This window comes from Paenibacillus sp. FSL R7-0163 (genome assembly GCF_037969975.1).
Lineage (GTDB): Bacteria > Bacillota > Bacilli > Paenibacillales > Paenibacillaceae > Paenibacillus_AQ > Paenibacillus_AQ odorifer.
Map to the genome: position 1 here is coordinate 6,024,975 of NZ_CP150224.1, position 12,852 is coordinate 6,037,826.

Below are 12,852 nucleotides of genomic sequence, written 5' to 3' on the forward strand. Positions count from 1 at the left end.
TCTAAAAAGATGAAAATGGTGGAGGCTGAGGGGATCGAACCCCCGACCCTCTGCTTGTAAGGCAGATGCTCTCCCAGCTGAGCTAAGCCTCCAGGTATTATGGTAGCGGCGAAGGGGATCGAACCCCCGACCTCACGGGTATGAACCGTACGCTCTAGCCAGCTGAGCTACACCGCCACAATAATTAGTATTGCTATGGATTGAAAATGGCGGAGAGAGTGGGATTCGAACCCACGCACCGCTTACGCAGTCTAACCCCTTAGCAGAGGGTCCCCTTATAGCCACTTGGGTATCTCTCCAAACGATATCAGTACCACAGCAATCCAAACAGGAATTTGACTCCCTGAAAACTGAATCCGAAACGAATTTGCATTCTAAGTATAGGATAAGCCCTCGACCGATTAGTATTGGTCAGCTCCATGCATTGCTGCACTTCCACCTCCAACCTATCTACCTCGTCGTCTTCAAGGGGTCTTACTAATTGGGAAATCTCATCTTGAGGGGGGCTTCACGCTTAGATGCTTTCAGCGCTTATCCCGTCCGTACGTAGCTACCCAGCCATGCTCCTGGCGGAACAACTGGTGCACCAGCGGTACGTCCATCCCGGTCCTCTCGTACTAAGGACAGCTCCTCTCAAATTTCCTGCGCCCACGACAGATAGGGACCGAACTGTCTCACGACGTTCTGAACCCAGCTCGCGTACCGCTTTAATGGGCGAACAGCCCAACCCTTGGGACCTACTTCAGCCCCAGGATGCGATGAGCCGACATCGAGGTGCCAAACCTCCCCGTCGATGTGGACTCTTGGGGGAGATAAGCCTGTTATCCCCAGGGTAGCTTTTATCCGTTGAGCGATGGCCCTTCCATGCGGTACCACCGGATCACTAAGTCCGACTTTCGTCCCTGCTCGACTTGTAGGTCTCGCAGTCAAGCTCCCTTATGCCTTTGCACTCTGCGAATGATTTCCAACCATTCTGAGGGAACCTTGGAACGCCTCCGTTACTCTTTAGGAGGCGACCGCCCCAGTCAAACTGCCCGCCTGACACGGTCCCCGTACCCGATAAGGGCACTAGGTTAGAACCTAGATACGATCAGGGTGGTATCCCAACGGCGCCTCCACCGAAGCTTGCGCTCCGATTTCTACGGCTCCCACCTATCCTGTACAGATCGTACCCAAATTCAATATCAAGCTGCAGTAAAGCTCCATGGGGTCTTTCCGTCTTGTCGCGGGTAACCTGCATCTTCACAGGTATTAAAATTTCACCGGATCTCTCGTTGAGACAGCGCCCAAGTCGTTACGCCATTCGTGCGGGTCAGAATTTACCTGACAAGGAATTTCGCTACCTTAGGACCGTTATAGTTACGGCCGCCGTTTACTGGGGCTTCGGTTCATAGCTTCGGGTTACCCCTAACCACTCCCCTTAACCTTCCAGCACCGGGCAGGCGTCAGCCCGTATACTTCGCCTTGCGGCTTCGCACAGACCTGTGTTTTTGCTAAACAGTCGCTTGGGCCTTTTCACTGCGGCCCCCTCGTGCTATTCACACTACCGGGGCACCCCTTCTCCCGAAGTTACGGGGTCATTTTGCCGAGTTCCTTAACGAGAGTTCTTCCGCGCGCCTTAGAATTCTCTTCTCGCCTACCTGTGTCGGTTTGCGGTACGGGCACCTTCTCCTGGCTAGAGGCTTTTCTTGGCAGTGTGAGATCATGACCTTCGCTACTATAATTTTCGCTCCCCATCACAGCCCAGCCTTAACGATGTGCGGATTTGCCTACACATCAGCCTCACTGCTTAGACGGACATCCATCAGTCCGCGTCACTACCCTCCTGCGTCACCCCATCGCTCATAGCGGATTACGGTGGTACAGTAATTTCAAACTGTTGTCCTTCGACTACGCCTTTCGGCCTCGCCTTAGGTCCCGACTTACCCTGAGCGGACGAGCCTTCCTCAGGAAACCTTGGGCTTTCGGCGGATCAGATTCTCACTGATCTTTTCGTTACTCATACCGGCATTCTCACTTGTGTAGTGTCCAGCGCTCTTTTCAGTACACCTTCAACCCCTACACAACGCTCCCCTACCCCAGATACATACGTATCTAGCCATAGCTTCGGTGGTGTGTTTAGCCCCGTTACATTTTCGGCGCAGAGTCACTCGACCAGTGAGCTATTACGCACTCTTTCAATGGTGGCTGCTTCTAAGCCAACATCCTGGTTGTCTGTGCAACTCCACATCCTTTCCCACTTAACACACACTTGGGGACCTTAGCTGATGGTCTGGGCTGTTTCCCTTTTGACAATGGATCTTAGCACTCACTGTCTGACTCCCGGCAATAAGTATATGGCATTCGGAGTTTGACTGAGCTTGGTAATCCTTGCGGACCCCGCACCCAATCAGTGCTCTACCTCCACTACTCTTATACCGAGGCTAGCCCTAAAGCTATTTCGGGGAGAACCAGCTATCTCCGAGTTCGATTGGAATTTCTCCGCTACCCCCACCTCATCCCCGCACTTTTCAACGTACGTGGGTTCGGGCCTCCAGTGCGTGTTACCGCACCTTCACCCTGGACAGGGGTAGATCACACGGTTTCGGGTCTACGTCCACATACTCAATCGCCCTATTCAGACTCGCTTTCGCTGCGGCTCCACCTTCTCGGCTTAACCTTGCATGTTAAACGTAACTCGCCGGTTCATTCTACAAAAGGCACGCCATCACCCATAGATCGGGCTCTGACTTTTTGTAAGCACACGGTTTCAGGTTCTATTTCACTCCCCTTCCGGGGTGCTTTTCACCTTTCCCTCACGGTACTGTTTCACTATCGGTCGCCAGGTAGTATTTAGCCTTAGCAGATGGTCCTGCTGGATTCATACGGGGTTTCACGTGCCCCGCACTACTCGGGATCCGTCTCGGAGAGAACACAGTTTAGGTTACAGGGCTTTTACCTCTATCGCGGGCCTTTCCAGACCTCTTCACCTACCATATTCCTTTGTAACTCCATGTGAGACGTCCCACAACCCCTAAGAGCAAGCTCTTAGGTTTAGGCTGTTCCGCGTTCGCTCGCCGCTACTGACGGAATCACTATTGTTTTCTCTTCCTCAGGGTACTTAGATGTTTCAGTTCCCCTGGTCTGCCTCTACACACCCTATGTATTCAGGTATGAGTAACTGCGAATTACCACAGCTGGGTTTCCCCATTCGGACACCCCCGGATCAAAGCTTGCTTACAGCTCCCCGAGGCAGTTTCGTTGTTCGCCACGTCCTTCGTCGGCTCCTGGCGCCTAGGCATCCTCCGTGTGCTCTTATTAGCTTAACCTTGATTTTTCCGTAGGAAAATATCGAACGATATCTTCTTTGAAAAATCTCACTAATAACATTTACTTGTTTGCACAAGTTGCTAAAAGATGTTCTAAAACGCAAATTCGTTTCGGTATCCAGTTTTCAAGGATCAAGTTAAAAAAGTTATTCATTTAAAAATTTATGGTGGAGCCAAGCGGGATCGAACCGCTGACCTCCTGCTTGCAAGGCAGGCGCTCTCCCAGCTGAGCTATGGCCCCATAAAATTACTCTATAATGTTATATGGTGGGCCTTGGTGGACTCGAACCACCGACCTCACCCTTATCAGAGGTGCGCTCTAACCAACTGAGCTAAAAGCCCATATAACATATATAACATTGTGAATCAACCAATGAATTGGTTGTCCGCTTGGCAACGTCCTACTCTCCCAGGACCCTTCGGTCCAAGTACCATCGGCGCTGGAGGGCTTAACGGTCGTGTTCGGGATGGGTACGTGTGGAACCCCTCCGCTATCGCCACCAAACGCATGCGAAAGAGACTTGCTCTTTCAAAACTGAACACGAGTGAGTGTTCGAACCCGAAGGTTCTATTATGGAAGTTAAACTTCCGATTTGAATGTCCTCATTGCAGAGAACGATTCTCCATAGAAAGGAGGTGATCCAGCCGCACCTTCCGATACGGCTACCTTGTTACGACTTCACCCCAATCATCTACCCCACCTTCGGCGGCTGGCTCCCTTGCGGGTTACCCCACCGACTTCGGGTGTTGTAAACTCTCGTGGTGTGACGGGCGGTGTGTACAAGACCCGGGAACGTATTCACCGCGGCATGCTGATCCGCGATTACTAGCAATTCCGACTTCATGCAGGCGAGTTGCAGCCTGCAATCCGAACTGAGACCGGCTTTGATGGGATTGGCTCCACCTCGCGGCTTCGCTTCCCGTTGTACCGGCCATTGTAGTACGTGTGTAGCCCAGGTCATAAGGGGCATGATGATTTGACGTCATCCCCACCTTCCTCCGGTTTGTCACCGGCAGTCACTCTAGAGTGCCCAGCTTAACCTGCTGGCAACTAAAGTTAAGGGTTGCGCTCGTTGCGGGACTTAACCCAACATCTCACGACACGAGCTGACGACAACCATGCACCACCTGTCTCCTCTGTCCCGAAGGCCGCTGCTATCTCTAGCAGATTCAGAGGGATGTCAAGACCTGGTAAGGTTCTTCGCGTTGCTTCGAATTAAACCACATACTCCACTGCTTGTGCGGGTCCCCGTCAATTCCTTTGAGTTTCAGTCTTGCGACCGTACTCCCCAGGCGGAGTGCTTACTGTGTTAACTTCGGCACCAAGGGTATCGAAACCCCTAACACCTAGCACTCATCGTTTACGGCGTGGACTACCAGGGTATCTAATCCTGTTTGCTCCCCACGCTTTCGCGCCTCAGCGTCAGTTACAGCCCAGAAAGTCGCCTTCGCCACTGGTGTTCCTCCACATATCTACGCATTTCACCGCTACACGTGGAATTCCACTTTCCTCTTCTGTACTCAAGCCACCCAGTTTCCAGTGCGACCTCAGGTTGAGCCCAAGGTTTAAACACCAGACTTAAATAGCCGCCTGCGCGCGCTTTACGCCCAATAATTCCGGACAACGCTTGCCCCCTACGTATTACCGCGGCTGCTGGCACGTAGTTAGCCGGGGCTTTCTTCTCAGGTACCGTCACTCCGATAGCAGTTACTCTACCGGACGTTCTTCCCTGGCAACAGAGCTTTACGATCCGAAAACCTTCATCACTCACGCGGCGTTGCTCCGTCAGGCTTTCGCCCATTGCGGAAGATTCCCTACTGCTGCCTCCCGTAGGAGTCTGGGCCGTGTCTCAGTCCCAGTGTGGCCGTTCACCCTCTCAGGTCGGCTACGCATCGTCGCCTTGGTGGGCCGTTACCCCACCAACTAGCTAATGCGCCGCAGGCCCATCCCTCAGTGACAGATTGCTCCGTCTTTCATTCTTCTCTCAGGAGAAAAAAGAAATTATCCGGTATTAGCTACCGTTTCCGGTAGTTATCCCAGTCTGAAGGGCAGGTTGCCTACGTGTTACTCACCCGTCCGCCGCTAAGTTATTTTGAAAGCAAGCTTTCAAAATAACTCCGCTCGACTTGCATGTATTAGGCACGCCGCCAGCGTTCGTCCTGAGCCAGGATCAAACTCTCCAATTAGTATTGAAAAGAGCGATATGCTCATTTTGAAACATCTGACGAGAAAATTAATTCTCTAATTTTGGATTTCACTTACGTGATTTCCCACTCACTCGTTGTTCAGTTTTCAAAGATCAATGTCTCATCTTTCGTCGTCGTTGCTTGTCAGCAGCGACCTTTATAATATATCACAGCGCCTTTGTTTTCGTCAAGCATTTTTTTAATTTCTTTTTTTGCTTGACCATTTCAGCAAGTTGTTAATCAACAGCTTGTCCAAACGGGCGAGACTTAATGTATCATATTTTTCAAAGCCACGTCAAGCATTAAAATAAAATTATTCTTAATCCGAGTAACATAGCCACGCCAGGAAGCCCAAGAACCGTTACTGCGCCTATAGTTGCAGGGTTCAAAGGGATATACACCTGCGTGAGCAAACCCGAGAAGTTCACTACATATATCCCGAGTGCAGCCAATACCAAATGAACCCCAAATAAGCTTAGCCACCCAAAACCCAGCTTTTTTCTAAATACAACTAAACCTAATAAGATAACGGATAATATCAATACGCCCATAGCTATCATTCTAAGCATGTAGATCCCCCTTATACATTTATTTATAAGCCCTTATATTTGACTACTGTTCAACCCCAAGCTTTTTGCATGTTTGAGATGTATCTGATATTTACGTTCTGCAGCCTCCAGAATATATATCGCGTAATCTATCTGATCCTGTCCCAATGCCTCGTCGAACATTAGATACGCCCTCTCCCACTCTGAATGCGCCTTACGGACCTCTAAGAGGGTTTCCCATCCCTCACTTTCCTTTTTACCTTGTTCCTTATCCACTCCCCGCCACAGCTCTCTCCACCATCCCATTTCAATTCCTCCTCAGAATAATTTTGATGCAAAATACACATCTCGTTATTCTCATTCATATCGGGATAGGGACAAACTTAGAACAAAAAAAGGAAACCCGAGGGCTTCCTTTTTGAAAAATACCACTATAGAGCTGCTAGAATAGCTCGCGACGGCCTTCCAACGCTTTGGACAAGGTAACTTCATCAGCGTATTCAAGATCGCCACCTACAGGCAAGCCATGAGCTATCCTGGTGATTTTAATCTCAAACGGCCGAACAAGACGAGAAATGTACATCGCCGTTGCTTCTCCCTCGATGTTGGGGTTGGTCGCCATAATAAGCTCGCTTACTCTTTCATCACTCAGACGGGTCAATAATTCTTTCAAGCGAATATCATCAGGGCCGATACCTTCCATAGGTGAAATTGCGCCCTGAAGAACATGGTAATATCCATTAAACTCCTTGGTTCGTTCTATAGCCACCAAATCCTTAGAGTCTTGTATCACACATATCACTGAAGGATCTCTAGTTTTGTCCTGACATATCTTACATGGGTCCGTATCCGTAATATTACAGCAGACCGAGCAATAGTGAAGATTGCGTTTGACGCTTACTAGCGCTTTTGCAAAATCAATGACTTCATCCTCTTTCATGTTAAGCACATGAAAAGCTAACCGGGCGGCTGTCTTCGGTCCAATCCCGGGCAAACGCGTAAAAGCATCGATCAGCTTAGCTAGCGGTTCGGGATAATACAAATTAATAATTCTCCTTTAGACTGAAGTGGAGTGGGCTATTAGAACAAGCCTGGGATCTTCATTCCACCAGTGAATTTACCCATGTCATTGTTAGCAAGCTCTTCAGCTTGAGTCAATGCATCATTTACAGCAGTGATTACAAGATCTTGCAACATTTCAACATCTTCCGGATCAACGGCTTCCGGTTTAATTTGAATAGACAGCAATTTTTTGTGGCCGTTTACTTGAACAGTAACTACGCCGCCACCTGATGAACCCTCAATAACCTTGCCTCCGAGTTCCTCTTGAGCTTTGAGCATTTGCTCCTGCATTTTCTTAACTTGCTTCATCATTTGGTTCATATTATTCATACTTCGTCTCTCCTTTGGAATGCGCAATTAGCGCTAGTATGTTTATATTACTCTTTTATGACAACAAGGTCTTCTCCAAAAAGCTGGATAGCCTCATCAATCCAAGGTTCAGGTTTAGCTTCTGCAGTATCGTGTTCATGCTCCAGCTGCAGTTCTTCTTTGCCAGTCTGTCCCACAGACTTCTGGGCAGCTTCATTCCAGTCACGAAGCATCATGGTTACAAGTCTATAAGGTTTGCCTAGACGCGCTGCAAGCACACTCTCAATAACCTGTCTGTTTGCCGGCTTCTCAGTAGTATCGCGGTGAATCGTGTTCTTGAATGCAACAAGCACCGCATCCTCCATAATCGATACTGGCTCACCGTCTACAAACCATGCATGAACCGTTACCTTTTCCTCTTTTACTCCCTGCAGGACAAGGCTCCACTGTTTATAGATTGCTGCAAAATCGGGACTATCTTTACCAGCAATAAACTTATCTACGTTAGGAGGCATTTTTGAGGCTGAAGAAACCCGCGGTGTTGGAACCGCATGCGATTTCGGTGCAGAAGCACCATCACGCCCTCCTCCGGAAATACCACCGGATTGCATAGCCTGTTCCAGCTTCTTCTCCAGTGCTGCGATCTGTCTTTTGAGAAGATCCAGTTCACCAGAGTCAACACTCGAATTATTCGCGCCTACTCCGGCATTTGTTTCACCTAACGGAGCAAATGCGGCGCTCTGACTTACCTCTTGCTGCAAGCTGCAAAGCTTCATCAGCGCCACTTCAAACAGTGTCTGAGGATGTGTTGCGTATTTCATTTCACCTAGGTATTTATTGATTGTATCTACAATCTGAAATAGACGCTCCCGAGAAAATGCGGTGGCCATATCTTTAAATTCAGCAGGATTCAGCACCCGCTCTGTTAATTGATCGGCCTCGGGTACCATCTTAATCATCAATAAATCTCGGAAATAATACATGAGATTCTCTAGGCATTTATCTGCACTTTTACCTTCATGCATAAGCTGCTCAACGAGCTCCAGAAGAAGACCCATATCACCTTCCAATATGGCAGTGGCAAGACGTGCAAATTGCTCGGAGGGAATTCCTCCTGTCATTCCTAACACTTGTTCGTACGTAACATTACCATCTGTAAAGGATGAAATCTGATCCAGCAAGCTCAATGCATCACGCATACCGCCATCAGATAGACGGGCAATATACTGCAATGCGTTGTTATCCGCTGTAATCCCTTCCTTCTCACAAATAGCAGTCAGATGGGCGGTCTGTTCTTCTAACGCCACTCTACGGAAGTCAAAACGCTGACAACGGGAAATTATTGTCGCTGGCAATTTGTGAGGTTCCGTTGTCGCAAGAATAAACATCGCATGTGACGGAGGTTCCTCCAACGTCTTTAATAGAGCATTAAAAGCTTCTGTAGTCAGCATATGCACTTCATCAATGATATACACTTTACGGCGTACCTCGGTAGGTGCATACTTCACCTTTTCACGCAGATCACGGATCTCCTCTACGCCCCGGTTTGATGCCGCATCTATTTCCTGCACATCCATTACATTACCCGCAGCGATTCGCAGGCAGGATGGACATTCGTTACAAGGTTCCGGACCTGGCCCACGTTCACAGTTAACCGCTTTAGCTAAGACTTTAGCAGCACTTGTCTTACCAGTTCCCCGCGGACCGCTGAACAGATAGGCATGCGAAACCCGCTGTTCACGAATTGCGTTCTGCAGCGTTTGGATAATGTGCTGTTGTCCAACCATGTCTTGAAACGACTGCGGCCGCCAAGCACGGTACAGCGCGATATGTTCCACTATGCATTACCCTCTCTTAAGCTGCCGCTTTCCCGGCATTTGTCGCAAATTTATTATACTATATTCATCGGCTATTGACCAAAAACAAAAAGCATCTTTGCTTGTGGCAAAGATGCTATGATAAACAGAATTATAAACCGTGCACCTGTTATTGATGGCTACGATCCAAGCGGCAACCCTACATGACTGCTCGAGTTAGGCCACCCTCCGGCACAAGAGTAATCTTACTTATGGCTGCTTCCTTCCGGACCTGACCAGGTTCATAAGCACTCATTGCGGAGGACCCAACTGTCAACACAGCCCATAGGAACCAAGGCCTCACATCGATAGCACCTCTAACAGGAATTCAACCTCGCTACAGCGGATTGCGAGTTACAGGGCACCGCTACCTCCCCGTCTAGCACGGCGAAGATAAGTATAGCTCACGCTCGGACAAAAATCAACTCCAAGACATAAAATGAGCCCCTCAGCTATACAGCTGGGGGCTCAATCTAACCGTTAAGCCGCAAAGCGACTGTTCAAATTAGATACCATATTTCTTCTTAAATTTATCTACGCGACCGCCGGCATCCAGGAACTTCTGCTTGCCAGTGAAGAACGGATGGCAGTTGGAGCAAATTTCGACACGAAGCTCTTGTTTAACAGAGCCAGCTTCGAAAGTGTTGCCACATGCGCAGGTTACCTTAGTTACATTATACTTTGGTTGAATTGCTTCTTGCATTTTGAATTTCACCTCTCATGCCCTAAGCCTCATGCGGACCCAGAGTTATATGATTACACTGTGGTATTTTAGCACGAAATATCGAATTGGGCAATATGTTTCATTTTTACATTTTAGCCGCTTAAATATTGATTCCCCGCCGCTTAGCCCGCGCCATATCTGCTGGTGGCACATGTGTATAAGAGCCTATAACTACATCCGGCAGTTCATCGCGGAAAATATCAAGCATCGTCTTCATCCCAAGGATTTCACCCTGGGCAGGAGGAATCAACTCTAAATAGCTCTCCGGGTCAATGTTTAGATTACGCATCTGAATAAGCTTCAGATCAGTACGTCTTACAAACTCCAGCATCGCTTCAATCTCTTCTTCGCGATCAGTCACTCCAGGGAAGATCAGATAATTGATCGATGTGTAAACCCCCTGCGAAGCAGCGTATTTCAAAGATTTTTCTACATTGGCCAATGTATAACCGCGTGGTTTGTAATAAGCATTATAATGGTCATCAAGGGCACTGATTGTGCTGACACGCATCAAATCGAGTCCAGCATCAACGATTCCTCGCATATGATCGCTTAATCCCGCATTGGTGTTGATATTGATATAGCCCATATCAGTAATCGAGCGCACTTCACGAATAGCTTCTATAATAAGTTTTGCCTGCGTGGAAGGTTCCCCTTCACAGCCTTGTCCAAAGCTGATAATCGATTCAGGCGTCTTTAAATGCTCCAACATAACTTGTGAAATTTCGTTGACCGTAGGCCGGAAATTCATCCGAGTCTGCGGAGATACAAAGCCGCTATCATCAGGTTGCTCAGAAATACAGCCAAAACATCCAGCATTACATGAATAAGAGACGGGTACACCGCCCTCCCAACGCCCTAAAAAGGTATTGGAGGAAGTCAGGCATTCATAGCCAAGCGCACAGTTAGAAAGATGCTCATAGAGACGGTTATCAGGATATTTGGCTGTCATCTCACCAACGCTGACTTCAAGATCTTCTTTGTCACAATTAAGTGGATTCCATTTCTCTGGATTATCGGTAGGGTCTGCCGCAACATAGAACCCGCCATCCTTCCACACTACAGCCGAATACCCAAACAGAGGAAGCTTATAAGACTTATCTGTCTTCACATAACCAGGAAGACATAGACGAGTATAGCCTTGCGGCAGCAGCGCTCCGACAGCCTGCGAGCCTTCCGGCAAAGACATCATTTCACCCGTCTCAGGATTCATACCCACAGCACGTGTACTAGGCAAGCCCACGAGCGTAGCACCTTCTGGTAATGGAATTAATTCTTCCTCCAGCATTTCAACAATCATATCCCCGCTACGAGCTAGCCCGTACAGTTCGGGATGATCATATACGTTTCCTTGCCCGTCGGCATATACCAAATACATGTTAGTCTCCTCTTATTATCAATTCTCAAGTTGTAGGTACTGAAGGTGTCTTCGCCCGCGTGGTACGACGAGCAGCTGTACCACTGTTGGAAGTGCCCCCGTTACTTGCAGTCCCGTTTGGTGTTGTTTTTGCCCCAGCAACGTCAAAGGATGCCAAGAACTCAGCATTAGTCTTCGTATCACGCAGCTTTTTGATGAATCCCTCCACAAAATCGTAGGATTCGTTCATATTTTTGCGAATCGCCCAAATCGTATCCAGTTCTTCTTTGCTCAAGAGCACTTCTTCGCGACGTGTACCTGAACGACGAATATCGATAGCTGGGAATATCCGGCGTTCCGCCAATTTGCGGTCCAAATGAAGCTCCATATTACCGGTACCCTTAAATTCTTCATATATAATATCATCCATACGCGAGCCAGTATCTATTAATGCTGTTGCCAAAATAGTTAATGAGCCGCCTTCTTCCACATTCCGTGCAGAACCAAAAAACCGCTTCGGCCGGTGAAAAGCCGCCGGGTCAATCCCCCCGCTTAGTGTACGTCCAGATGGTGGAACCACCAGATTATAAGCACGCGCCAGACGCGTAATGCTATCCAAAAGAATAACTACATCCTTCTTGTGCTCAACTAAACGAAGTGCCCTTTGCAACACAAGCTCAGCCACTTTAATATGATTCTCTGGAAGCTCATCAAACGTCGATGCAACCACTTCGCCTTTTACAGAACGCTGCATATCGGTTACTTCTTCAGGACGTTCATCAATCAGCAATACAAAGAGCTCAATCTCAGGATTATTAGTGGAAATACTATTGGCAATTTCTTTTAAGAGGAGCGTTTTTCCTGCTTTTGGAGGTGCTACAATCAAACCCCGCTGCCCCAAACCTACAGGAGCGAGCAAATCCATTATTCGGGTAGACAAATGAGTAGGGGATGTTTCAAGCGGTAGCTTGTCTTGCGGATAAAGTGGTGTTAATGCTGGAAAATGAAGACGCTCCGCTGCACTAGCAGGGTTCTCGCCATTAACGGCATTGACTTGAAGCAGGCCAAAATATCGTTCATTTTCTTTTGGTGTCCGACATTTACCAGACACAAGATCTCCGCTTCTGAGATCAAACTTACGAATTTGTGAAGCTGAGATGTAAATATCTTCAGCGCTGGGCAAATAGTTAATCGGCCTAAGAAATCCATAGCCCTCAGGCAAAATTTCTAGTACGCCTTCCATAAACATGAGACCGCTCTGCTCTGCCTGTGCCCGAAGGATCGCAAAGATCAGTTCCCGTTTCTTCAGCTGTCCGTAATAAGGAATCTGGTATTTCTTGGCCAGCTTATATAACTCGGTCAGCTTCATTTCTTCCAGATCGGAAATTTGAAGATCCATGTAATAACCACCTATTCAATTTTTAAATGAGTTCTTCCTAGTCTATCTACTAGGCAAAAATATGATTCTATTAAAATGCTCATTAGGTTAGTATTACCCCAA

8 protein-coding genes, 5 tRNA genes, 3 rRNA genes and 1 other RNA gene are annotated in these 12,852 nt (G+C 48.1%); all 17 read right to left on the reverse strand.

The features are described 5' to 3' along the window. Positions 1-16 precede the first annotated feature (16 nt). The 17 genes from NST45_RS26410 to rho all read right to left on the reverse strand — a co-directional run bounded on the left by NST45_RS26410 (position 17) and on the right by rho (position 12,750). Positions 17-92: transfer RNA gene (locus NST45_RS26410), tRNA-Val, on the reverse strand. Between the two features lie 8 nt (positions 93-100). Continuing rightward, positions 101-177 (reverse strand) — tRNA-Met (locus tag NST45_RS26415). A 30-nt stretch (positions 178-207) separates the two neighbouring features. After that, a tRNA-Ser gene (locus NST45_RS26420) sits at positions 208-299 on the reverse strand. Between the two features lie 82 nt (positions 300-381). Next, positions 382-3,308 (reverse strand): 23S ribosomal RNA (locus tag NST45_RS26425). A gap of 165 nt (positions 3,309-3,473) precedes the next feature. Then, positions 3,474-3,549: transfer RNA gene (locus NST45_RS26430), tRNA-Ala, on the reverse strand. A 24-nt stretch (positions 3,550-3,573) separates the two neighbouring features. Then, a tRNA-Ile gene (locus tag NST45_RS26435) sits at positions 3,574-3,650 on the reverse strand. Positions 3,651-3,696: 46 nt separating this feature from the next. Beyond that, a 5S ribosomal RNA gene (gene rrf / locus NST45_RS26440) occupies positions 3,697-3,813 on the reverse strand. Positions 3,814-3,937: 124 nt separating this feature from the next. Continuing rightward, positions 3,938-5,495 (reverse strand): 16S ribosomal RNA (locus NST45_RS26445). Together the 16S, 23S and 5S rRNA genes with 5 tRNA genes alongside form the textbook arrangement of a ribosomal RNA operon. 302 nt (positions 5,496-5,797) lie before the next feature. Beyond that, positions 5,798-6,064: a pro-sigmaK processing inhibitor BofA family protein gene (locus NST45_RS26450; RefSeq protein ID WP_326047968.1), complete on the reverse strand. Its 267-nt coding sequence runs from the start codon at positions 6,062-6,064 to the stop codon at positions 5,798-5,800. 33 nt (positions 6,065-6,097) lie between these two features. Continuing rightward, positions 6,098-6,349 carry a DUF2508 family protein gene (locus tag NST45_RS26455; RefSeq protein WP_036679920.1) on the reverse strand — a complete coding sequence of 84 codons (252 nt, stop codon included), beginning with the start codon at positions 6,347-6,349 and terminating at the stop codon, positions 6,098-6,100. A gap of 136 nt (positions 6,350-6,485) precedes the next feature. Beyond that, complete coding sequence (gene recR, locus NST45_RS26460; protein ID WP_036679922.1) at positions 6,486-7,085, reverse strand: recombination mediator RecR; 600 nt, start codon at positions 7,083-7,085, stop codon at positions 6,486-6,488. A 38-nt stretch (positions 7,086-7,123) separates the two neighbouring features. Then, on the reverse strand, positions 7,124-7,435 hold the full coding sequence (locus NST45_RS26465; protein WP_036679924.1) for a YbaB/EbfC family nucleoid-associated protein: 312 nt from the start codon (positions 7,433-7,435) through the stop codon (positions 7,124-7,126). A 47-nt stretch (positions 7,436-7,482) separates the two neighbouring features. Continuing rightward, positions 7,483-9,252 (reverse strand): DNA polymerase III subunit gamma/tau, encoded by a 1,770-nt coding sequence (gene dnaX / locus NST45_RS26470; protein WP_076148013.1) that lies wholly within the window; start codon positions 9,250-9,252, stop codon positions 7,483-7,485. A 137-nt stretch (positions 9,253-9,389) separates the two neighbouring features. Continuing rightward, an RNA gene (gene ffs / locus NST45_RS26475) (signal recognition particle sRNA large type) lies at positions 9,390-9,658 on the reverse strand. Between the two features lie 117 nt (positions 9,659-9,775). After that, positions 9,776-9,973, reverse strand: coding sequence for a 50S ribosomal protein L31 (rpmE, locus tag NST45_RS26480; protein ID WP_036679927.1), 198 nt, complete (start codon positions 9,971-9,973; stop codon positions 9,776-9,778). A 121-nt stretch (positions 9,974-10,094) separates the two neighbouring features. Beyond that, positions 10,095-11,372, reverse strand: a complete 1,278-nt coding sequence (locus NST45_RS26485) for a radical SAM protein (RefSeq protein ID WP_038568079.1) — start codon at positions 11,370-11,372, stop codon at positions 10,095-10,097. A 25-nt stretch (positions 11,373-11,397) separates the two neighbouring features. Further along, positions 11,398-12,750, reverse strand: a complete 1,353-nt coding sequence (gene rho, locus NST45_RS26490) for a transcription termination factor Rho (protein WP_036679930.1) — start codon at positions 12,748-12,750, stop codon at positions 11,398-11,400. Positions 12,751-12,852: the final 102 nt, after the last annotated feature.

What these genes read in the sequence shown, in the direction of transcription:
- NST45_RS26450 (WP_326047968.1), bottom strand. Translation starts at nt 6,064, where the DNA reads ATGCTTAGAATGATAGCTATGGGCGTATTGATATTATCCGTTATCTTA.
- NST45_RS26455 (WP_036679920.1), bottom strand. Translation starts at nt 6,349, where the DNA reads ATGGGATGGTGGAGAGAGCTGTGGCGGGGAGTGGATAAGGAACAAGGT.
- NST45_RS26465 (WP_036679924.1), bottom strand. Translation starts at nt 7,435, where the DNA reads ATGAATAATATGAACCAAATGATGAAGCAAGTTAAGAAAATGCAGGAG.
- rpmE (WP_036679927.1), bottom strand. Translation starts at nt 9,973, where the DNA reads ATGCAAGAAGCAATTCAACCAAAGTATAATGTAACTAAGGTAACCTGC.
- NST45_RS26485 (WP_038568079.1), bottom strand. Translation starts at nt 11,372, where the DNA reads ATGTATTTGGTATATGCCGACGGGCAAGGAAACGTATATGATCATCCC.
- rho (WP_036679930.1), bottom strand. Translation starts at nt 12,750, where the DNA reads ATGGATCTTCAAATTTCCGATCTGGAAGAAATGAAGCTGACCGAGTTA.